Origin of the sequence: Kribbella orskensis (genome assembly GCF_004342085.1) — a bacterium.
GTDB classification, from domain to species: Bacteria; Actinomycetota; Actinomycetes; order Propionibacteriales; family Kribbellaceae; genus Kribbella; species Kribbella orskensis.
The window spans coordinates 146379-167378 of the sequence record NZ_SLWM01000010.1 but is presented as its reverse complement, the minus strand read 5'-3'; the positions used below and the strand labels follow the sequence as shown (position 1 = coordinate 167378).

20 protein-coding genes are annotated in these 21000 nt (G+C 69.4%); 9 read left to right on the top strand and 11 right to left on the bottom strand.

Annotated elements, in window-relative coordinates; translation table 11 throughout:
* Positions 1–77 precede the first annotated feature (77 nt).
* Positions 78–407: a S8 family serine peptidase gene (locus EV644_RS46545; RefSeq protein ID WP_241998769.1), complete on the bottom strand. Its 330-nt coding sequence runs from the start codon at positions 405–407 to the stop codon at positions 78–80.
* 94 nt (positions 408–501) lie between these two features.
* Positions 502–741, bottom strand: a complete 240-nt coding sequence (locus tag EV644_RS46540) for a protease inhibitor I9 family protein (RefSeq protein WP_241998751.1) — start codon at positions 739–741, stop codon at positions 502–504.
* Between the two features lie 388 nt (positions 742–1129).
* On the opposite strand from EV644_RS46540, the gene uvrC reads away from it, so the two are divergent.
* Genes uvrC through EV644_RS25570 form a run of 3 tightly spaced genes read left to right on the top strand, consistent with a single transcriptional unit; the run spans position 1130 to position 4967 of the window.
* A complete protein-coding gene (uvrC, locus tag EV644_RS25580; protein WP_132191261.1) occupies positions 1130–3145 on the top strand; it encodes an excinuclease ABC subunit UvrC in 2016 nt (671 codons plus the stop codon).
* Between the two features lie 6 nt (positions 3146–3151).
* Positions 3152–4018, top strand: a complete 867-nt coding sequence (gene rapZ, locus EV644_RS25575; protein WP_132191260.1) for an RNase adapter RapZ — start codon at positions 3152–3154, stop codon at positions 4016–4018.
* 7 nt (positions 4019–4025) lie between these two features.
* Positions 4026–4967: a gluconeogenesis factor YvcK family protein gene (locus EV644_RS25570; protein WP_132191259.1), complete on the top strand. Its 942-nt coding sequence runs from the start codon at positions 4026–4028 to the stop codon at positions 4965–4967.
* 1 nt (position 4968) lies between these two features.
* Here the strand turns inward: EV644_RS25570 and EV644_RS25565 are convergent, their stop codons facing one another.
* Together EV644_RS25565 and EV644_RS25560 are read right to left on the bottom strand one after the other, a co-directional pair.
* Positions 4969–5769: a hypothetical protein gene (locus tag EV644_RS25565; RefSeq protein ID WP_132191258.1), complete on the bottom strand. Its 801-nt coding sequence runs from the start codon at positions 5767–5769 to the stop codon at positions 4969–4971.
* Positions 5766–6296: a SigE family RNA polymerase sigma factor gene (locus EV644_RS25560; RefSeq protein WP_132191257.1), complete on the bottom strand. Its 531-nt coding sequence runs from the start codon at positions 6294–6296 to the stop codon at positions 5766–5768. Before EV644_RS25560 ends, EV644_RS25565 begins: the two co-directional genes overlap by 4 nt.
* Before the next feature lie 178 nt (positions 6297–6474).
* On the opposite strand from EV644_RS25560, the gene whiA reads away from it, so the two are divergent.
* The 6 genes from whiA to EV644_RS25530 all read left to right on the top strand — a co-directional run bounded on the left by whiA (position 6475) and on the right by EV644_RS25530 (position 11347).
* Positions 6475–7458, top strand: coding sequence for a DNA-binding protein WhiA (whiA, locus tag EV644_RS25555; protein ID WP_132191256.1), 984 nt, complete (start codon positions 6475–6477; stop codon positions 7456–7458).
* Positions 7459–7612: 154 nt separating this feature from the next.
* Complete coding sequence (gene gap / locus EV644_RS25550; RefSeq protein WP_132191255.1) at positions 7613–8620, top strand: type I glyceraldehyde-3-phosphate dehydrogenase; 1008 nt, start codon at positions 7613–7615, stop codon at positions 8618–8620.
* Between the two features lie 105 nt (positions 8621–8725).
* Entirely contained in the window at positions 8726–9928 is a 1203-nt protein-coding gene (locus tag EV644_RS25545; protein WP_132191254.1) for a phosphoglycerate kinase, read from the top strand.
* Between the two features lie 6 nt (positions 9929–9934).
* Positions 9935–10741 (top strand): triose-phosphate isomerase, encoded by an 807-nt coding sequence (tpiA, locus tag EV644_RS25540; protein WP_132191253.1) that lies wholly within the window; start codon positions 9935–9937, stop codon positions 10739–10741.
* Complete coding sequence (secG, locus tag EV644_RS25535; protein WP_132191252.1) at positions 10738–10971, top strand: preprotein translocase subunit SecG; 234 nt, start codon at positions 10738–10740, stop codon at positions 10969–10971. Before tpiA ends, secG begins: the two co-directional genes overlap by 4 nt.
* A gap of 16 nt (positions 10972–10987) precedes the next feature.
* Positions 10988–11347 (top strand): RNA polymerase-binding protein RbpA, encoded by a 360-nt coding sequence (locus EV644_RS25530; protein WP_132191251.1) that lies wholly within the window; start codon positions 10988–10990, stop codon positions 11345–11347.
* 136 nt (positions 11348–11483) lie between these two features.
* Here EV644_RS25530 and EV644_RS25525 read toward each other — a convergent pair whose 3' ends face one another.
* The 7 genes from EV644_RS25525 to tkt all read right to left on the bottom strand — a co-directional run bounded on the left by EV644_RS25525 (position 11484) and on the right by tkt (position 20921).
* Complete coding sequence (locus tag EV644_RS25525) at positions 11484–12305, bottom strand: isocitrate lyase/PEP mutase family protein (RefSeq protein ID WP_132191250.1); 822 nt, start codon at positions 12303–12305, stop codon at positions 11484–11486.
* Between the two features lie 86 nt (positions 12306–12391).
* Positions 12392–13162, bottom strand: coding sequence for a 6-phosphogluconolactonase (pgl, locus tag EV644_RS25520; protein WP_132191249.1), 771 nt, complete (start codon positions 13160–13162; stop codon positions 12392–12394).
* Positions 13159–14403, bottom strand: coding sequence for a glucose-6-phosphate dehydrogenase assembly protein OpcA (locus tag EV644_RS25515; RefSeq protein ID WP_132191248.1), 1245 nt, complete (start codon positions 14401–14403; stop codon positions 13159–13161). Before EV644_RS25515 ends, pgl begins: the two co-directional genes overlap by 4 nt.
* The gene (gene zwf / locus EV644_RS25510) at positions 14400–15950 is read right to left on the bottom strand and encodes a glucose-6-phosphate dehydrogenase (protein ID WP_132191247.1); all 1551 of its coding nucleotides are present in this window, start codon (positions 15948–15950) and stop codon (positions 14400–14402) included. The genes EV644_RS25515 and zwf overlap by 4 nt, the downstream gene beginning before the upstream one ends.
* Positions 15947–17563: a phosphoglucose isomerase-related protein gene (locus EV644_RS25505; RefSeq protein WP_132191246.1), complete on the bottom strand. Its 1617-nt coding sequence runs from the start codon at positions 17561–17563 to the stop codon at positions 15947–15949. Before EV644_RS25505 ends, zwf begins: the two co-directional genes overlap by 4 nt.
* The gene (tal, locus tag EV644_RS25500; RefSeq protein ID WP_132191245.1) at positions 17560–18672 is read right to left on the bottom strand and encodes a transaldolase; all 1113 of its coding nucleotides are present in this window, start codon (positions 18670–18672) and stop codon (positions 17560–17562) included. Before tal ends, EV644_RS25505 begins: the two co-directional genes overlap by 4 nt.
* A 35-nt stretch (positions 18673–18707) precedes the next feature.
* Positions 18708–20921 carry a transketolase gene (gene tkt / locus EV644_RS25495; protein ID WP_132191355.1) on the bottom strand — a complete coding sequence of 738 codons (2214 nt, stop codon included), beginning with the start codon at positions 20919–20921 and terminating at the stop codon, positions 18708–18710.
* Positions 20922–21000 lie beyond the last annotated feature (79 nt).

Below are 21000 nucleotides of genomic sequence, written 5' to 3'. Positions count from 1 at the left end.
GGGGACCGGTCGAGGACCTGCGAAAGGCCCGGTCAGGTGGCCGGGCCTTCCGCTTCAGCTAGTGGTACTCCGCTGGATCAGCTCTGGGTCGGGTCCACCGCGCCGACGAAGAGCAGCCTGTTCGGCGAGCCGGTGCCCGGGTCACCGACCTTGTCCGGAGTCGCCGCGCCGACCAGAGCGGTGGCCACGTCCGCCGGCGTGGCGTCGGGGTGCGCGCTCAGGTAGAGGGCGATGCCACCCGCCACGTGCGGGGTCGCCATCGACGTACCGCTCATCTTGGCCGTCGAGTCCGGCGCGGTGATGCCGACCGACTCGACGTCGATGCCCGGCGCGAGCAGGTCGACGCAGGTGCGCCAGTTGGAGAAGGTCGCCTTGGCGTCGTGGTCGTCGGTCGCGCCGACGGTGATCGCGGACGGCTCCTTCGACGGCGAACCACCGCAGGCGCGGAGCTGTTGTTGCCGGCAGCAACCGCGTAGGTGGCACCGGAGTCGACGGACGCCTTCAGATCCCGGTGTCGATGACGTGCACGTTGACGTTGTCGGCCGTTGCCGAGGGCTCGAACTTCTGGTCCGGCGGCAGGTCGGTCCGGTCCAGGCCCCACGGCGGGTTGTCCTGGTTCGCGGTGAACCTCTGGTTCCGCTGGACGAACGCGACCCGCGAGTCAGCCGCCATCTTCTTGGCCTGCTCCGGCGTCATGCTCGCCGAGAATCCCTTGATGCTCGCGCTGAACTGCTTGCGCACCTTCGCGTCGTACGACGTCGAGAGGCTCTGCGTGGTGGCGCGGGTCGCCGCGGGCGAGCGATTGCCGCGACCAGACCGGTGACGGCGAGTGCGGCCGCGGCGGTCGCACCGATCGCGGTCCTCAACCGACGTGGTGTTGTCACTGGGGACATGGGCGGAACTCCCTCGAGTCGAGCGCCAGCCCGTTCCCTCACGCTCAGGTCCTGCGCATCTACCCTGAGCTACAAGTTACGGACGGCGCCCATCCCAATCGGGGGTCAGACGTGCGGTCTGAAGCAAGTCGCAACACGATCTCCGCGCGATCGCAAACCTGAGCGGTCGCCACGTGGTGAGCAGGGCAGGTTGGTGCGGCGGTGAGGCTGTCGGCGGGGCGAACTAGGCTGGCTCGGTGGCTGATCCTTCCTCCTATCGCCCTGCCCCGGGGTCGATTCCCGATTCCCCTGGCGTGTACCGCTTCAGCGATGCCGCCGGGCGGGTGATCTACGTCGGCAAGGCGAAGAACCTGCGCGCCCGGCTGTCGTCGTACTTCCAGGACCTGGTCAACCTGCACCCGCGGACCCAGTCGATGGTGACGACCGCGGCGAAGGTCGACTGGACGGTGGTCGCCAACGAGGTCGAGTCGCTGCAACTGGAGTACTCCTGGATCAAGGAGTACGACCCGCGCTTCAACGTGAAGTACCGCGACGACAAGTCCTACCCGTGGCTGGCCATCACGCTGAACGAGGACTACCCGCGGGTGATGGTCGGCCGCGGCCAGAAGAAGAAGGGTGTCCGGTACTTCGGTCCGTACAGCCACGCCTGGGCGATCCGCGAGACGGTCGACCTGCTGCTCCGGGTGTTCCCGATGCGCTCGTGCAGCAAGGGCGTCTTCAACCGGCACCGCCAGATCGGCCGGCCCTGCCTGCTCGGCTACATCGGCAAGTGCGCCGCGCCGTGCACCGGCCAGGTCAGCCAGGAGGAGCACCGCAAGATCGTCGACGACTTCTCGGCCTTCCTGTCCGGCCAGACCGCGACGTACGTGCGTCGTCTGGAGCGGGAGATGAAGGCGGCGGCGATCGAGCTCGAGTACGAGAAGGCCGCCAAGATCCGCGACGACCTCAGCGCGCTGGACAAGGCTCTGGCGAAGAACGCGGTGGTTCTCGGCGACGGCACCGACACGGACGTGATCGCGTTGTCGGAGGATCCGCTGGAGGTCGCGGTACAGATCTTCTATGTGCGCGGCGGGCGGATTCGCGGTCAGCGTGGCTGGATCGCCGACAAGGCGGACGGTGACGCGACTACGGCCGACCTGGTTGAGCGGTTCATCCAGCAGACGTACGCGGGGGAGACCTCGGACGCCATCCCGCGGGAGATCCTGGTGCCGACCGTGCCGGAGGGGGAGGAGGCCCTGGTCGAGTGGCTCTCCGAACTGCGCGGCTCCCGGGTGGCGATCCGGGTCCCGCAGCGGGGCGACAAGAAGGACCTGATGGCGACGGTCGAGCGCAACGCGCTGCAGACGCTGACCATGCACAAGACGAAGCGGGCCAGCGACCTGACCACCCGCAACCTGGCGCTCGAGGAGATCCAGGCGGCGCTCGATCTGCCCGAGGCGCCACTGCGGATGGAGTGCTACGACGTCTCGAACCTGCAGGGCACCGAGGTGGTCGCCTCGATGGTCGTGTTCGAGGACGGGCTGCCGCGCAAGAGCGAGTACCGGCGGTTCGTGATCAAGGGCGTCGAGGGCCAGAACGATGTCGCGTCGATCGCCGAGGTGCTGACCCGGCGGTTCAAGCGGCTGCTGGAGGACCGCGCGGACATCCCGGAGGGGGAGGACCCGACGGCGTACCTGGTCGATCCGGAGACCGGCCGGGCGAAGAAGTTCGCCTACACGCCGGGCCTGGTCGTCGTCGACGGTGGTCCGCCGCAGGTCGCGGCGGCCCGCCAGGCGATGGACGAGCTCGGCCTCGGCGACATCCCGGTCTGCGGTCTGGCCAAGCGGCTCGAGGAGGTCTGGCTGCCCGACGACGAGGACCCGGTCATCTTCTCCCGTACTTCGGAGGGGCTGTACCTGCTGCAGCGGCTTCGCGACGAGGCCCACCGGTTCGCCATCACCCACCACCGCAACCGGCGGTCCAAGTCGATGGTCGAGAGCGTGCTGGACGATGTCGCCGGGCTCGGCGAGGTCCGCCGCAAGACGCTGCTGAAACACTTCGGCTCCTTGAAGAAGTTGCGCCAGGCGAGTGTCGACGAGGTCGCCGCGCTGCCCGGTTTCGGGCGCCGGACCGCCGAGTCCGTCGTACTGGCAGTGAACTCCGCGGCAACGAAGGCCGACACGTCCCGGGCACCGTCGGTCAACACCGCCACGGGCGAGATACTGGACGACGACGGGCCGGAGCTTGCCGGTCTGCCTGACGGGGAGAACTGAGAACTGATGGACGAGTCGAGCGGCAACCTCATCATCGTGTCCGGCATGTCCGGCGCGGGACGGAGTTCGGTCGCGGACGTGCTGGAGGACCTCGGCTGGTTCGTGGTGGACAACCTGCCGCCGATGTTCCTCACCACGATCGTGGAGCAGGTGGTCGGGACCGGCGCCTCGCCCCGGCTGGCAGTGGTCGTGGACGTGCGGACCGGGATGTTCTTCGACGAGCTCGGCGCGGCGATCCAGGACCTGCGGACCAAGGGGTACCGGCCGGTCACGCTGTTCCTGGAGGCCTCCGACGACGTGATCGTGCGGCGGCAGGAGAGCGTCCGGCGGCCGCACCCGCTGCAGGGTGAGGGCCGGCTGCTGACCGGGATCCAGCGCGAGCGCGAGCTGCTCGGCGACATCCGGGCTGGCGCTGACATGGTGATCGACACCTCCAACCTGAACATCCACCAGCTCGCCGCGAAGATCGTGAACGCCTTCGGCGAGGAGGAGAACGCCGAGCTGCGCGCGACCGTGGTCTCCTTCGGGTTCAAGTACGGCATCCCGGTGGACGCGGACGTGGTGGCGGACATGCGCTTCGTGCCGAACCCGTACTGGCAGCCCGATCTGCGCCCGATGACGGGCCAGGACAAACCTGTGTCAGACTTCGTGCTCGGTCATCCGCTGGCCCAGCAGTTCCTGCAGAACTACGTGGACGTGCTGGACACCCTGCGGACCGGTTATCTGAACGAGGGCAAGCGGTTCGTCACGGTCGCGATCGGCTGCACCGGTGGGAAGCACCGGAGCGTCGCGATGGCCGAGGAGATCGCGCGCAGGCTGCGGGAGAAGGGGTCACCCACCTTGGTCGTGCACAGGGATCTGGGGCGGGAGTGACGGCGTAGTGTCACGGTCCCCCCGCGTTGTCGCACTGGGTGGCGGCCACGGCCTCGCCGCCTCCTTGTCCGCGCTCCGGCAGGTCACCGACCAGCTGACGGCGGTCGTGACGGTCGCCGACAACGGCGGCTCGTCCGGCCGGTTGCGCAGTGAGCTCGGCGTGCTGCCACCGGGGGATCTCCGGATGGCGCTGGCCGCGTTGTGCCGCGACGACGAGTGGGGCCGCACCTGGGCGGACGTGCTGCAGCATCGCTTCCGCAGCGACGGCGCCCTGCACGACCACGCGGTGGGCAACCTGCTCATCGTGGCCCTGTGGGAGTTGCTCGGCGAGGCCGTCGACGGGCTCGACTGGGTGGCCAGACTGCTCGGCGCCCAGGGCCGCGTGCTGCCGATGTCCGCTGTACCGCTGGACATCACCGCGCGCGTGCTCGGGCTGGATCCCGCGCATCCCGAGGCGATCACCGAGATTCGCGGCCAGACCGAGGTGGCGACCACCGAGGGACACGTGGTGGACGTCGCGCTCGACCCGGCCGACCCGCCGGCCTGCCCCGAGGCGCTGGTCGCGATCGCTGAGGCCGACTGGGTCGTCGTGGGTCCGGGGTCGTGGTTCACCTCGGTGATCCCGAACCTGCTCGTCCCGGCGTTGTCCCGCGGCCTGCAGGAGACGAGCGCCCGCCGGCTGCTGACGTTGAACCTGGGCGAGCAGAAGGGCGAGACCGCCGGGTTCTCGCCGGAGACGCACCTCGAAGTACTGGCCGCGCATGCGCCCGACCTGCGGATCGACGTCGTACTGGCGGACGAGGGACACGTGCCGGACCCGGCGTCGCTGCAACGTACTGCGGACTCGCTCGGCGCGCACCTGGTGATCGCCGACATCGCCGACGACGAGCGCCACCTTCACCACGACCCCGGCAAACTCGCGAAGATCTACCGCGAGATCTTCGAGTGAGTCATTTCGGGTAAACCGGTTTCCGGTCTGCGTTGTACCCCTGCCACGGGTTGTAGACGTTCGAGTCGAACCGGGCGAGCTCCCGGCCGTTCACGTCGTAGTAGATCGCCCAGATCGGCTTGTCCCGCACCTCGCTGGGGGTCAGCTCGGCGTACCAGAGCAGGAAGCCGTTCTTCACCGTCGCCGAACTGACGCTGCCGTCGACCTCGAAGTCGACCGCGGCGACGTTCTTCGGCACGGTTCCTTCCGCGCCGTCACGGTCGGTCCACACCACGAAGTCCTGCTGCCACTTGAGGTCTTCGCGCAGGTAGTTGTCGCGAGGAACGCCGGCACCGGTGTTGTCCTGGCAGAACGCCCAGCTCTTGCGGTCGGGAGACGTCAGGATCGCGCGGAACCAGGTGTCCTTCGCCTGGTTGATCGTGACCTTCCAGCCGGTGAGCGATCCCGCGCCACCCCCGGCCTTGCGGCTGCCGCGCCGCCACTGCTTGTCTTGCGGCTCGCAGCGCTTGATGATCTGCGCATCGGTGAGGCCGCTGGGTGGCGGCTGGAGCGGTAGGACCTTCCCGGTCGCCGGGGGAGCGGCCGGCTGGACGCCGTTGAGGGGATTGCCGCTCCCGTCCGACCAGGTGGTGACGCCGGCGACGACCGCCCCGGCGGTGATTGCGCCGGCCGCGACCACGCCTGCCCGGCGCAGTCGCAGGCCGCGCCGTCCGCGACGTACAACGTCGTCGATGGAGTAGTGCAGCGGCTGGGCTGCGTCGTCGGCAGCCCCGGCCAGCAGGTCCTTGATCTCGGTCGTCATGACAAGACCTCTTCCCGGTCGTCGAGGGGTTCTTCCAGCTCTGGACGGTTCAGTACTTCGCGGAGGGTGGCGAGGCCGCGTGAGCTCTGGCTCTTGACGGTTCCGACGCCGATGCCGAGCACACTCGCGGTCTCCTCCAGGCTGAGGTCCGCGTAGTACCGCAACACCACACAGGCGCGCTGCCGCGGCGGCAGTTCCGCCAAAGCCTCGATCACCAGCAGGCGGTCATCGATCGTTCCGGCCTGGTCCGCCAGCGGTCGTTCGACCGGCTGGTCGACGACGTGCTCGCGGCGCCACGGTCGCTTGGCCTGGTCGAGCACGACCGACACGACGGCCTTGTGGGCATAGGTGTTCAGGCCTGCCCGGTGGTCCAGCCGGTGCCACGCCTTGTACACGCGGACCAGTGCGTCCTGGGCAGCGTCCTCGGCCCGGTGCCAGTCCCCGCACATCAGATACGCCGTACGGCGTAACCGGTGTACGGCCGCGGTCGCGAACTCGGTGAAGTCCACCTCGTCACGTCTTCGCATCGGTCGCTCCTCTCGTTTGTCGGGGAAGGAACGACACCGGCCACCGCAAAGGTTGCTGCCGCGAATTCTGCCGCCCACCCCGTCACCTGCGTCAGGTCAGCCGTAACGGGGTACGGGTGCGGGGAGTTGGACCGGTGGTGACGCGAGGGTCTTTGACAGCAGTGGGAGGATTCCCTACATGGCGATGACAGCACAGGTGAAGTCCGAGCTGACCAGCATCCAGGTCACGAAACCCTGTTGCCGCAAGGCCGAGGTTTCCTCCGTCCTGCGTTTCGCGGGCGGCCTGCACCTCGTGTCCGGCCGGATCGTGGTGGAGGCCGAGCTCGACAGCGGCGCCGCCGCCCGCCGGTTGCGCAAGGACATCGCCGAGATCTTCGGTCACCCATCGGACGTCGTGGTGATCTCCCCGTCCGGAATCCGGAAGCAGACCAAGTACGTCGTGCGCGTCGTCCGCGACGGCGACGCCCTGGCGCGGCAGACGGGCCTCGTGGACAACCGTGGCCGCCCGGTCCGCGGTCTTCCGCCTGCGGTCGTGTCAGGTGCCTCCTGCGACGCCGTGGCGGCCTGGCGCGGGGCCTTCCTGGCACACGGCTCGCTGACGGAACCCGGCCGCTCCTCGTCCCTCGAGGTGACCTGCCCCGGTCCGGAGGCCGCGCTGGCTCTGGTGGGTGCCGCCCGTCGCCTCGGGATCGGCTCCAAGGCGCGTGAGGTCCGCAACGTGGACCGGGTGGTGATCCGCGACGGCGACGCGATCGGCGCGCTGCTGACCCGCCTCGGCGCGCACGAGTCCGTGCTCGCGTGGGAGGAGCGGCGGATGCGTCGCGAGGTCCGCGCCACCGCGAACCGGCTCGCGAACTTCGACGACGCCAACCTGCGCAGGTCCGCCCGCGCGGCGGTGGCGGCCGGTGCCCGGGTCGAGCGGGCCCTGGAGATCCTCGGTGACGACGTTCCGGACCACCTGCAGGTGGCGGGCAAGCTGCGCCTGGAGCACAAGCAGGCCAGCCTCGAGGAGCTCGGCCAGCTGCACGAGCCGGCCCTCACCAAGGACGCCGTCGCGGGCCGGATCCGCCGCCTGTTGGCGATGGCCGACAAGCGCGCCGCCGACCTCAACATCCCGAACACCGAGGCCAACCTCACCCCCGACATGCTCGACCCGGCCTGACCGAGTTCTGCGTGAGTGGTGGTCTGGTCCACTGGCTACTCGTGGGTCACGGTGGTCTGATGTGGACGGTACCAGTGGGTCGAGTGGGCTGTTGGGCTAGTGTTTCGGACGTAGCGGCAGTGCTCAAAAGCTAGTTCTGAGGAGACGCAGTCCCGTGACCGTTCGCGTAGGTATCAACGGCTTCGGCCGGATCGGCCGTAACTTCTTCCGCGCCGTGCAGGCGGCCGGTGCCGACATCGAGGTCGTCGCCGTCAACGACTTGACCGACAACCAGACCCTGGCCCACTTGCTGAAGTACGACTCGATCCTGGGGCGTTTCCCCGGCGACGTGTCCGCGACCGACACCGACATCAGCGTCGGCGGCCACACCTTCAAGGCGTTCGCCGAGCGCGACCCCGCGAACCTGAAGTGGTCTGATGTGGGCGCCGACGTGGTGATCGAGTCCACCGGCTTCTTCACCGACGCCACCAAGGCCAAGACGCACGCCGACAACGGCGCCAAGAAGGTCATCATCTCCGCCCCGGCGAAGAACGAGGACCTGACCGTGGTGATGGGCGTCAACCACGAGCTGTACGACGCCGAGAAGCACACCGTGATCTCGAACGCGTCCTGCACCACCAACTGCATCGCCCCGCTCGCCAAGGTCCTGAACGACGCGTTCACGATCGAGCGGGGTCTGATGACCACGATCCACGCGTACACCCAGGACCAGAACCTGCAGGACGGCCCGCACAAGGACCTGCGCCGCGCCCGCGCCGCCGCGCTGAACATCGTGCCGACCTCGACCGGTGCCGCGAAGGCGATCGGTCTGGTGCTGCCGGAGCTGAAGGGCAAGCTGGACGGCTACGCGCTGCGCGTTCCGGTCCCGACCGGCTCGGCCACCGACCTGACCGTCACCGTCGGCCGCGAGGTCACGGTCGACGAGGTCAAGGACGCCTACAAGGCGGCGGCCACCGAGGGCGCGCTGAAGGGCTACCTGACCTACACCGAGGACGAGATCGTCTCGACCGACATCGTCACCGACCCGGCGTCCTGCATCTTCGACTCCGGCCTGACCAAGGTGATCGGCAACCAGGTCAAGGTCGTCGGCTGGTACGACAACGAGTGGGGCTACTCGAACCGCCTCGTCGACCTGGTCAACCACGTCGGCGCCTCGCTCTGACGTCTCCCCATTCGCCTTGCGTCCGAAGAACTGTGGCCTGGAGCGCACGGTTCTTCGGACGTTGGCGCCCCGACGAAGCAGCACTGCGTTGAAGGAAGCTGAACTGTGAAGACGATCGAAGACCTCGGGGACGTGGCCGGCCTGCGGGTGCTGGTGCGCTCCGACCTGAACGTGCCGATCGACGGCGAGAAGATCGGCGACGACGGCCGCATCCGGGCCAGCGTGCCGACCCTGGTGAAGCTGGCCAAGGCCGGCGCCAAGGTGATCGTGACCGCCCACCTCGGCCGCCCCAAGGGCAAGCCGAACCCCGAGTTCACCCTCGCCCCGGTGGCCAAGCGGCTCGGTGAGCTGCTGCAGCCGGAGGGCATCAGGGTGCACTTCGCCACCGACGTGACCGGCGACAGCGCTCAGGAAGCCGTCCAGGAGCTGGACGAGGGCGAGGTCCTGCTGCTCGAGAACGTCCGGTACGACCCGCGCGAGGAGAGCAAGGACGAGGCCGAGCGGACCGCGCTGGCCGAGGAGCTCGCCGGTCTGGCCGACCTGTTCGTCAGCGACGGCTTCGGCGTAGTCCACCGCAAGCAGGCCAGCGTGTACGACGTGGCCCGGCAGCTCCCGCACGCGGCCGGCGGCCTGGTGCTCGCCGAGGTCGAGGTGCTGAAGAAGCTGACCGAGGACCCGGCCCGTCCGTACGTCGTCGTACTGGGTGGCGCGAAGGTGTCCGACAAGCTCGCGGTGATCGACAACCTGCTCGCCAAGGCGGACAAGCTGCTGATCGGTGGCGGCATGGTCTTCACCTTCCTCAAGGCTCAGGGCCACGAGGTCGGCAAGAGCCTGCTCGAGGAGGACCAGCTCGACACGGTGAAGGGCTACCTGGAGACCGCCAGGGCCAAGGGCGTCGAGATCGTGCTGCCGACCGACATCGTCGTCGCACCCGAGTTCAAGGCCGACTCTCCCGCGACCGTCGTCGCCGCGGACGCGATCCCGGCCGACCAGCTCGGCCTCGACATCGGCCCGGACTCCGGCAAGGCCTTCGCCGCCGAGATCTCCTCGGCGAAGACGGTGTTCTGGAACGGCCCGATGGGCGTCTTCGAGATGGAGGCGTTCGCGGGTGGAACCAAGGCCGTCGCGCAGGCGTTGACCGAGGTGGACGGGCTCAGTGTGGTCGGCGGTGGCGACTCCGCCGCCGCGGTACGGCAGCTGGGCTTCGCCGACGACCAGTTCGGGCACATCTCCACCGGTGGTGGCGCGTCGCTCGAATACCTGGAGGGCAAAGAGCTCCCGGGTCTTGCTGTGCTGGAAGAGGACTGACACCTGATGGCTGATAACGCTGCCCGTACGCCGTTGATGGCGGGCAACTGGAAGATGAACGTCAACCACGTGGAAGCCGTGCACCTGCTGCAGAAGCTGAGCTGGACGCTCCAGGACAAGAAGCACGACTTCGAGCGGGTCGAGGTCGCGGTGCTGCCGCCGTTCACCGACATCCGCAGCGTGCAGACGCTCGTCGACGGCGACCGGATGAAGATCGTGTACGGCGCGCAGGACGTGTCGGAGCACGACGCGGGCGCCTACACCGGGGACATCTCGGCGGCCATGCTCACCAAGCTCGGCTGCACCTACGTGCTGGCCGGGCACTCCGAGCGCCGCCAGTACCACCACGAGGACGACGCGCTGGTGAACGCGAAGGCCACCAAGGCGCTCGCGGCCGGGCTGGTCCCGATCGTCTGCGTCGGCGAGGGTCTCGAGGTCCGCAAGGCCGACGGGCACGTCGAGCACTGCCTGGGCCAGGTCGACGGTGCGCTGGCCGGGCTGAAGCCGGACGACGTCCGCAAGATCGTCATCGCGTACGAACCGGTCTGGGCGATCGGCACCGGCGAGGTGGCCACCCCCGAGGACGCGCAGGAGGTCTGTGCCGCGATCCGGGGCCGGCTGGAGGAGATCTCACCCGCGGTGGCCGACTCGGTACGCATTCTTTACGGGGGGTCGGTGAAGATGAGCAGCGCAGGTGGCATCATGGCCCAGCCGGATGTCGACGGCTGCCTGGTAGGCGGAGCTAGCCTGCAGGTGGACGAGTTCGCCGGTATCTGCCGTTACCTGGACCTTCAGTTAGGCTACTCCTCGTGATTCTCGCTTTCTCGATCGTCGTGATCATCTGCAGCCTGATCCTCACGCTGCTCGTGCTGCTGCACAAAGGCCGCGGTGGCGGCCTTTCGGACCTGTTCGGTGGCGGTGTCTCGTCCAGCCTGGGCGGGTCCTCGGTCGCCGAGCGGAACCTGGACCGGATCACGATCGGCGTCGGCCTGATCTGGTTCGCTTCTATCGTCGCGCTCGGCCTGCTGTACAAGCTCGGCTGAGAGGGGAGTAGCTCCCGTGGCTGGTGGTGGCAGCGCAATTCGTGGCAGCCGGGTCGGTGCCGGACCGATGGGTGAGGCGGAGCGCGGCGACACCGCGCCCCGGCAGCGCATCGTGTTCTTCTGTGCCAACGGGCACGAGACGGCGACGGTGTTCGCGGTCGAGGCAGCCATCCCGGAGGCGTGGGACTGTCCGAGGTGTGGTCTACCGACCAGCACCGACGTCAACAACCCTCCGCCGCCCCCGAAGATCGAGCCGTACAAGACCCATCTCGCCTACGTCAAGGAACGCCGCAGCGAGCAGGAAGCGGCCGAGATCCTCGACGAGGCACTGCAGAAGCTCCGCGCCCGCCGCGCTCGCGGCGAAGTGATCTTCTGAGTTCCGCCAGGACGAACGCACGCCCGGGCCGGTCCGCAAGGACCACCCGGGCGTCCGCGTTCCAGCACCCTGCGTTCTGGTCCCCCGCGTCCTGGTGCCCTGCGTCCTGATGCCCTGTGTACTGATGCCTGGCGTACTAGTGCTTCGTCGCTGAGGCGTTCTTCGCGAACAGCTGGTTGAGTTCGGCCTGGGGGATCTGGTCGGCGGCGAAGCCCAGAGTGCCCTGGGTCAGCAACTCCTGGGCGCTGCGGCGGATGAAGCCGAGCGCTGCCCGGGCGATGCTGCCGCCGAGGCTGATCCGGGTGACGCCGATCCCGAACACGTCCTGCAATGTCAGCGTGGAGCTGCCAAGGCCGAGGACGACGTTCAGCGGACCGTCGATCTCCTTCACCAGCGTCTCCAGCGTGCTCAGGTCGTTGACGCCGGGGACGTAGAGGCAGTCGGCGCCGGCCTCGCGGAACAAGTTGGCGCGACGGATCGAGTCCGCCAGGACAGTGGGCTGCTTCAGCAGTTGCCCGTCAGTACGCGCAGTGAGCACGAAGTCGGATCCACCCGCCTCCCGAGCGGCCACGATCCGCTCGACCGACAGCGCCTCGTCGTACAGGTCCCGGCCGTCGTAGTCCTCGATGTTGCCGCCCGCGAGCCCGGCGTCGAGCGCCAGCCGGATGGTCGAGGCCACCTCCTCCGGACGTTCGCCGTACCCGTCCTCTAGATCGCCGTTCACGGGGACCGAGCCGGCGTCCGTGATCTGCCGGATCCGCTCGAACATCACCTCCCGTGACACCGATGGCGCTCCGTCGGGCAGGGTGTGGTCGCCGGCGCCGAGGGAGAAGGCGATCCCGGCGCTGGTGGTCGCGATCGCGGGGAATCCGGCGTCGGCGAGCAGGATCGCGCTGCCGGCGTCCCAGGCGTTCGGCATCACGAAGGAACCGTCGTGCAGCTCGCGGAAGATCGTCATACCGTCATCCTGGCAGCGAAACACTTCGGCCACCGCCGAAGCGCCCCTGATCCTTCTCTGACGCCGGGCCCCACGTCAGAGAAGGATCAGGTGCGGGGGGCCCGGATCTCGTGAGGGATGTCGGTGGCGGCCGCTTCGTCGAGGAGCCAGAGGGTGCGGTTGAGGCCCTTCACTCCGGCGGCGGGGATGTGCCGCGGGCCGGCGCCGGACAGGGCGAGCCGCACCGCCTTCGCCTTGTCGTCGCCGGCGACCACGAACCACACCTCGTGCGCGCGGTTCAGCGCCGGGAAGCTGAGCGAGATCCGGGTCGGCGGCGGCTTGGGCGCTCCGTGCACGGCGACCGAGGACCGCTCCACCTCATGCAGGGCGGCGTGCTCAGGAAACAGCGAAGCCACATGCCCGTCCGGCCCGACACCCAGCATCAGTACGTCGAACGTGGGCACGCCGTCACGATCACCGGAACCGGCTGCCGCGGCGAGGGTCGCGACGTACTCCTCCGCGGCCGCCTCGGGAGCTTGGCCGGTGTCAGCCGGCATCGGGTGCACGAGTGCGGGGTCCACGTCGACGTGCGAGAGCAACGCGTCCCAGGCCTGGGTCTCGTTGCGCTCCGGGTCGCCCTCGGGTAGGAAGCGCTCGTCGCCCCACCAGAACTCGACCCGGCGCCAGTCGATCGCGCTGCGGGCAGGGGATTCCGCCACGGCCCGGTAGACCACCGCGGCAACACGACCGCCCGTCAGGACGACCTGCGCCACCTTGCCGCTGCTCTGCACGTCCACCAGGCGGGTGATGAGCCTGGCCGCGACGGCGTGGGCGAGGCCCTCGGCATCGCGGTTGACCAGGATCGACGGTGAACTCATGAGCGGCCGGCCACCCTCTTGCTCGTGCTCTTCTTGGCCGCTCCGGACTTCTTCGCGGCCGATGTCTTGGTCGCCGCCTTCTTGGCCGCGGTCTTCTTGACCGTGGTCGACTTCCGCGTGGCGGCCTTCCGCGCTGCCGCCGTCTTCTTCGCCGCAGAAGTCTTCCTCGCGACGGACTTGCGAGCGGTCTTCTTCGCGGCAGAACCGGCAGCCTTCGCCTCGAGATCCGACGAGGCAGCCTTGCCGGCGACGCCCGAAGTACGCTCTGCTGCCTTCTCGGCGGCCGTCTGCGCGGACCGCCGATCGGCCGGGCTGACTATCTTGGCCTCGGCAGGCATGTTCTCCCGCTCGACCATGCACGCGAGCGTCTTCGCGTACACGTCGTCCGGGTCCAGCCGGCGCAATTCCTCGCTCAGCAGCTCCGACGTCACCCGCCGCTTCAGCGCCACTGGCCGATCAGGCTGTCCAGGGATGCTGAACGTCGCCACCGCACCGTCCGGCCGCGTCAGCGCGATCGGCCCGGCCGCCGTGAACATCCGTACCGCGGTGATGCCCGGGCCACGGGAGTTCTTCTGCTCGACGGGGACCCCGAGGCGGCACTGCAACCACGCGGCCATCAGATCCGCGCTCGCGTTGCCCCGGGCGGAGACGACCTCGGCACCGGTGACCTTCGTCGGGTACTGGTCGAGGGCCGCGGCCATCAGTGCCCGCCACGGCGTCAGCCGGGTCCAGGCGAAATCGGTGTCACCGGGCATGTAGCCCTCGGCCCGCGCGACAAAGGCCTCGCGAGCGCGGCGAGTCTCCGCGGCGTCCGTGACGCGGCGGCGGCCGAGCTGGCCCAGCGGGTCCTCGTGCGGCACCTTCGGTCCACCACCCGGCCACCAGACGATCACGGGGGAGTCCGGCAGCAGCAGCGGCGTGATGACGGACTCCGGCACCTTCGCGAGCTCGCCGTGCAGCCGGAGCAGCACCGCCTCACCGGGAATCCCTTCGCCGACGCGGACCTCCGCGTCGAGGCCACCGGTACCGCGGCCGGGCCGCAGGATCGCCACGAGCACCCGGGACGGGTGCTCCCGGCCGGCCTCGTTCGCGGCCTTCATCGCGTCGTGGTGGGACGACTCGTCGACGACCACCACGACCGTGCCGACCATTCCCATCGCCGGGGAGCCGGCGTTGCGGCGGGCCTTCAGCAGCGCCGAGGCGATCTCGCTCGACGTGGTGCTGGTGAGGTCGATGATCATGGCCGCCTCCAGGCGCGTCCGTCGCGGGCGAGCATCTCGTGGGCGGAGGCAGGACCCCAGCCACCGGACCCGTACTGCTCCGGCTTGCCGTGCTCGGCCCAGTACTCGATCACCGGGTCGAGGATCTTCCAGCTCAGCTCCACCTCGGTGTGCTGCGGGAAGAGCGGCGGATCGCCGAGCAGCACGTCCAGGATCAGCCGCTCGTACGCCTCCGGGGAGGACTCCGTGAACGACCCGCCGTAGGCGAAGTCCATGTTCACGTCGCGGATCTCCATCATCGTGCCAGGCACCTTCGCGCCGAAGCGCATGGTGACGCCCTCGTCCGGCTGGATCCGCATCACCAGGGCGTTCTGGCCGAGCTCCTCGGTCTCCGTCTTGTTGAACGGCAGGTGCGGCGCGCGCTTGAACATCACGGCCACCTCGGTGACCCGACGGCCGAGCCGCTTGCCGGTGCGCAGGTAGAACGGGACGCCGGCCCAGCGCCGGGTGTCGACGTCCACCCGCAGGGCGGCGAAGGTCTCGGTCCTGGAGTCCGCCGGGATGCCGTCCTCCTGCAGGTAACCCTTGACCTTGACACCGCCCGCCCAGCCGGCGGCGTACTGGCCGCGAGCGGTGTGCAGGTCCAGGCGTTCCGGCAGCTTCACGGCCGCCAGCACCTTCTTCTTCTCCTGGCGCAGCGACCAGGCGTCGAAGCTCACCGGCTCCTCCATCGCGGTCAGCGCGAGCAGCTGGAGCAGGTGGTTCTGGATCACGTCGCGGGCGGCGCCGATGCCGTCGTAGTACCCGGCGCGGCCGCCGATGCCGATGTCCTCGGCCATGGTGATCTGCACGTGGTCGACGTAGTTGCTGTTCCAGACCGGCTCGAACATCGAGTTGGCGAACCGGACCGCCAGCATGTTCTGGACGGTCTCCTTGCCCAGGTAGTGGTCGATCCGGAAGACCGCCTCGGGCGGGAAGACCGACTCGACCACCTGGTTGAGCTCACGAGCGCTCTTCAGGTCGTGCCCGAACGGCTTCTCGATCACCACCCGGCGCCACGAGCCCGGGACCTCGTCGGTCAGGCCGTGCTCGTTCAGCTGTTCCACCACCTGGGGGAACAGCCCCGGCGGGATCGACAGGTAGAACGCGTGGTTGCCGCCCGTACCGCGGTTGACGTCCAGCTCGTCCACGGTCTCGCGGAGCCGCTTGAACGCCTCGTCGTCGGTGAGATCGCCGGGGACGAACCGGAAGCCCTCGGCCAGTTGCTGCCAGACCTCCTCGCGGAACGGCGTCCGCGCGTGCTCCTTGACCGAGTCGTGCACGATCTGGGCGAAGTCCTGGTTGGTGAAATCCCGCCGGGCGAACCCGACCAGGGCGAACCCGGGCGGCAACAGGCCCCGGTTCGCCAGGTCGTACACGGCCGGCATCAGCTTCTTGCGGGCCAGGTCGCCGGTGACTCCGAAGATCACCAGGCTGCAGGGCCCGGCGATCCGCGGCAGCCGCCGGTCCTGCGGATCCCGTAGCGGGTTCACCGGACCGGTCGGCGGGTCAGCGTATTCCGCGGTCATGTGCCGCCGTCCTCCGACTTGTCGTGGGCGCCGAGCAGCGCGATGAGCTGCTCTACACCGGCCTCGGCGTCGGTGAGGTGCAGCCGCAGTACCGGCCGGCCGCGCTCGGCCAGCACGTTCGCGTCACCCGCGGCCTGGGCCGAGATCAGCGTGCCGAAGGTGAACGGCCGGTCCGGGATCTCGACATCGCCCGTCTCCGCGCTGGTGACCTGCAGGAAGACGCCCTGCGGGTGGCCGCCCTTGTGGTACTGGCCGGTGGAGTGCAGGAAGCGCGGGCCCCACCCGAAGGTCACCGGCCGGTCGGTCCGCGCGGCCAGGGCCGGCCGGATCGCGACCAGGTTCTCGTCGCGCTCGGAGTCCAGGTACGCCATCACGGCGACGTAGCCGTCGTCGGCAAGCTGGCTCAGCAGCGAGTCGAGCGCACCCTGGACCGTGTCGACGTCGTCGAGCAGACCCTCGGTGGCACGAACCTCGATGGCACCGTCGGTGAAGGCCGCCGGCTCCGGCTCGGGCTGCGCGTCCAGCAGACCGCGCGCGGCCTTCTTGGCGCTCTCCACATCGGGCTGGTCGAACGGGTTGATCCCCAGCAGATAGCCCGCGACTGCTGTGGCCGTCTCCCACAGCAGCAGCTGTCCGCCGAGCGACCCGGAGGTCAGACCAGTCGGTACTTCGTTGCTGGTCGCCTTGTCCGCGAGAAGTGCGTGCACGATGTCCGGCAGGCTCTTGTGCAGCTCGGGGGCGTGCAATCCCTTCACCGCCACCGGCAGCACACCAGTGCCGTTCTTGCCGGTGCTCTCCGCGATCAGCTGCTCGGCCCAGTCGGGGAACCCGACGATGTCCGAGCCGTGCGCCGCCAGGATCGCCTTGTCCCGGCCCTCACTGGCCGCGAGCACTGCGCCCAGCACGAGCGCCGGGTTGTCCGCGGAGTCGGCCTGGAGCAACGGCGCGGCCTCGGCGGCCTGGTCGAGCAGTTCGGCGACGTCGGCTCCGGCGAGTGCCGAGGGGACGAGGCCGAAGGCGGTCAGCGCGCTGTAGCGGCCACCGACGTTCGGGTCGGCCAGGAAGGTCTTCCGGTAGCCCTCGTCCTCGGACAGCTGCTGGAACGGCGAGCCGGGGTCGGTGACGACGACGATCCGCGAGGAGGCGTCGATCCCGGCGTCGGTGAACGCCTTGACGAAGACCCGGCGCTGGCTGTCGGTCTCGACCGTGCCGCCGGACTTGCTGGAGACGACGACCACGGTGCGCTGCAGGTCGCCGGCCAGGGCCCGGGCGATCACGCTCGGGTTGGTGGAGTCCAGCACCACGAGGTCGACGCCCGCCGTGCGGGTGATCACCTCGGGGGCGAGGGACGAGCCACCCATGCCGCAGAGCACGATCCGGTCCAGACCCTCGGACCGCAGGTCGGCCTGCAGCGCCTCGATCTCGGCCAGCAGCGGCCGCGAGGTCTCGTGCAGGTCGACCCAGTTCAGCCGGATCGACGACTCCGGCTCTGCCTCCGGACCCCAGATGGTGGCGTCCTTGGCGGCGATCCGGGACGCGATCTTCTCCGAGACCAGTCGGTCGATGGTCGCGGCCCAGTCGCCGTTCTCGGTACGGACAGCGGGAGTGGTCACTGGGCCGACCCCTGCTTCAGCGCCGCGGTGACGGTGTTCTGCAGCTCCGACCAGGACGCGTCGAACTTCGCGACGCCCTCGTCCTCGAGGACCTGCACGACCGCGTCGTAGGAGATGCCCAGCTTCTCCAGGTCCTCGATCACCTTGCGGGACTCGTCGTAGCGGCCGCGGACGGCGTCGTCGCTGACCTCGCCGTGCTTGGCGACCGCGTCGATGGTTGCCTGCGGCATCGTGTTGACCACGCCCGAGGTGACCAGCTCCTCGACGTACATGGTGTCCTTGTACGCCGGGTCCTTGACTCCGGTGGAGGCCCACAGCGGGCGCTGCGGCTTGGCGCCGGCGATCTCTAGCTCGCGCCAGCGGTCGGAGGCGAAGATCTCCTCGTACGCCTCGAAGGCCAGCCGCGCGTTGGCGATCGCGGCCTTGCCCTTCAGCGCCTTCGCCTCGTCGGTGCCGATGGCATCCAGCCGCTTGTCGATCTCGGTGTCGAACCGGCTGACGAAGAAGGAGGCCACGCTGGCCAGCTTGGTCACGTCGTGACGGTTCTCGATCGCCTTCTCCAGGCCGGCCAGGAAGGCGGCGGCGACGGCCTTGTAGCGCTCCAGCGAGAAGATCAGGGTGACGTTCACGCTGACGCCGGCGGCCAGGGTGGCGGTGATGGCCGGCAGCCCCTCCTTGGTGGCCGGGATCTTGACGAAGACGTTCTCCCGGCCGACGGTCTTCCACAGCTCTTTGGCCTGGGCGATCGTCCTGTCGGTGTCGCGGGCCAGGCCGGGCTCGACCTCGATCGAGACCCGGCCGTCCACGCCGTCGGTGTCGTCGTACACCGGCTTGAACAGATCGGCGGCGTCACGCACGTCGTCGGTGGTGATCACCCGGATCGCCTGGTCGGTCGACACACCCTCGCGGCCCAGCCGGGTGACCTGCTCGGCGTACGCGTCCGCGTCGGAGATCGCCTTCGCGAAGATCGTCGGGTTCGTGGTCACCCCGCTGACGTGCTGGTCCTGGATCAGCGCGGCCAGGCTGCCACTGACCAGGCGCTGCCTGGAGAGGTCGTCGAGCCAGATGGACACGCCGGCGTCGGCGAGTGCTTTCAAGCGATCGTTCATGTCCGAAGCCTCCGAAATGTTCTGTTGTGGTTGGTTCAGTTGCGTTCGTTGGTGGCGTCGGCGTCCGGGTCGGCGCTCACCGCCGGGTCGTCACCGGGACCCAGCGGACCGGCGGGCCGTCGGCCGGCCGGCACTCCGGAGCCACCGAGCTCGGCGGCCGCGGCGATGCTGTCCTTCGCGGCCTGGACGACGGCCTCGGCGGTGATGCCGAACTCCGTGTACAGCCGCTGGTAGTCGGCCGAAGCGCCGTAGTGCTCCAGGCTGACGCTGCGGCCGGCGTCACCGACGATCTCGCGCCAGGTCAGGGCGATCCCGGCCTCGACCGAGACCCGGGCCCGGACCTGCGGCGGGATCACCGAGTCGCGGTACGCGTCGTCCTGCTCGTCGAACCACTCGCGCGACACCATCGACACGACCCTGGCCTTGATGCCCTGCTCGGCCAGCGTGTTGCGGGCCTCGACGGCGAGCTGGAGCTCGGAGCCGGTGCCGATCAGGACGACGTCCGGGGTGCCCTCGGTGTCGAGCAGGGTGTACCCGCCCTTGGCCACGTTCTCGGTGGTCGCGAAGCCGTCGGTACCGCGCGGGAAGGTCGGCACGTTCTGCCGGGTCAGGGCCAGCCCGGCCGGGCGGTCCTTGTGCTGAAGGATCACGGCCCAGGCGGCGGCGGTCTCGTTGGCGTCACCCGGGCGGACCACGTCGAGGCCCGGGATCGCCCGCAGCGCGGCCAGGTGCTCCACCGGCTGGTGGGTCGGGCCGTCCTCGCCGAGGCCGATCGAGTCGTGCGTCCAGACGTAGGTGACCGGCAGTTTCATCAGCGCGGCCAGCCGGACCGCCGGGCGCATGTAGTCGCTGAAGACCAGGAACGTGCCGCCGTACGGACGGGTGCCGCCGTGCAGCGCGATGCCGTTCAGGATCGAGCCCATCGCGTGCTCGCGGATGCCGAAGTGCAGGACCCGGCCGTACTCGTCGCCCTGGAACTCCTTGGTGGAGAACTCGGCGGGGATGAAGGACGGCTGGCCCTTCGGCGTCGTGTTGTTCGAACCGGCGAGGTCGGCCGAGCCGCCCCAGAGCTCGGGCAGCTCGGGCGCGAGCTTCGTCAGCACCTCACCGGAGGCGGCCCGGGTCGCGACGCCCTTGGCGTCCGCGTCCCAGCTCGGCAGCGCGTCCTTCCAGCCGGCCGGCAGGTCACGCTTCGCCAGCCGCGCGAACAGGGCGGCCCGCTCGGGCGATGCGGCCTTCCAGGCGTCGAACCCGGTGTTCCACTCGTCCTCGAGCAACTTGCCGCGCTCCAGCGCCTGGCGGCTGTGCGCGAGCACGTCGTCGGCGACCTGGAAGGTCAGCTCCGGGTCCCAGCCGAGCACCTTCTTGGTCGCGGCCACCTCCTCGGCGCCGAGCGCGGAGCCGTGGATCTTGCCGGTGTTCTGCTTGTTCGGGGCGGGCCAGCCGATGATCGTGTGCAGCCGGATGAAGCTCGGCTTGTCGGTGACCGCCTCGGCCGCCCGGATCGCGTCGTACAGGGCCTCGACGTTCTCCTCGTAGCCGGTGCCGCGGTTGGTCCAGTCGACGTCCTGGACGTGCCAGCCGTACGCCGCGTAGCGGGCCGCCACGTCCTCGGAGAACGCGATGTCGGTGTCGTCCTCGATCGAGATCTTGTTGGCGTCGTAGATCACCGTGAGGTTGCCGAGCTTCTGGTGGCCGGCCAGCGAGGAGGCCTCGGAGGAGATGCCCTCCTCCAGGTCGCCGTCCGACGCGATCACGTAGATCTGGTGGTCGAACAGGCTCTCGCCCTTCGGCGTCTCCGGGTCGAACAGGCCGCGCTCGCGGCGGGCCGCCATCGCCATCCCGACCGCGTTGCCGACGCCCTGGCCGAGCGGACCCGTGGTCGTCTCGACGCCCTTGGTGTGGCCGTGCTCGGGGTGACCCGGGGTCAGGCTGCCCCACACGCGCAGCGACTTCAGGTCATCCAGCTCGAGACCGAAGCCGGCCAGGTAGAGCTGGATGTACAAGGTGAGGCTGGAGTGGCCCGCGGACAGCACGAACCGGTCGCGACCGGCCCAGCTCGGGTCCGCGGGGTTGTGCCGCATCACCTTCTGGAACAGCAGGTAGGCCGCCGGGGCCAGGCTCATCGCGGTACCGGGGTGGCCGTTCCCGACCTTCTCCACCGCGTCCATCGCGAGGACCCGCACGGTGTCGACCGCACGCTTGTCGATCTCGGTCCAGTCAAGCTTGGGGCTGGTCTTCTCCGTCACGCCGGCGGCGCTCCTCTCGATGGCTTCGAACACGTCCTGGATGGCGTCCGAGGGGCCGGCCGGACCAGCTGGTCCCACG

What these genes read in the sequence shown, in the direction of transcription:
- EV644_RS25515 (WP_132191248.1), bottom strand. Translation starts at nt 14,403, where the DNA reads ATGATCATCGACCTCACCAGCACCACGTCGAGCGAGATCGCCTCGGCG.
- tpiA (WP_132191253.1), top strand. Translation starts at nt 9,935, where the DNA reads ATGGCTGATAACGCTGCCCGTACGCCGTTGATGGCGGGCAACTGGAAG.
- whiA (WP_132191256.1), top strand. Translation starts at nt 6,475, where the DNA reads ATGGCGATGACAGCACAGGTGAAGTCCGAGCTGACCAGCATCCAGGTC.
- tal (WP_132191245.1), bottom strand. Translation starts at nt 18,672, where the DNA reads ATGAACGATCGCTTGAAAGCACTCGCCGACGCCGGCGTGTCCATCTGG.
- EV644_RS25565 (WP_132191258.1), bottom strand. Translation starts at nt 5,769, where the DNA reads ATGACGACCGAGATCAAGGACCTGCTGGCCGGGGCTGCCGACGACGCA.
- EV644_RS25525 (WP_132191250.1), bottom strand. Translation starts at nt 12,305, where the DNA reads ATGACGATCTTCCGCGAGCTGCACGACGGTTCCTTCGTGATGCCGAAC.
- EV644_RS25560 (WP_132191257.1), bottom strand. Translation starts at nt 6,296, where the DNA reads ATGCGAAGACGTGACGAGGTGGACTTCACCGAGTTCGCGACCGCGGCC.
- zwf (WP_132191247.1), bottom strand. Translation starts at nt 15,950, where the DNA reads ATGACCGCGGAATACGCTGACCCGCCGACCGGTCCGGTGAACCCGCTA.
- pgl (WP_132191249.1), bottom strand. Translation starts at nt 13,162, where the DNA reads ATGAGTTCACCGTCGATCCTGGTCAACCGCGATGCCGAGGGCCTCGCC.
- rapZ (WP_132191260.1), top strand. Translation starts at nt 3,152, where the DNA reads ATGGACGAGTCGAGCGGCAACCTCATCATCGTGTCCGGCATGTCCGGC.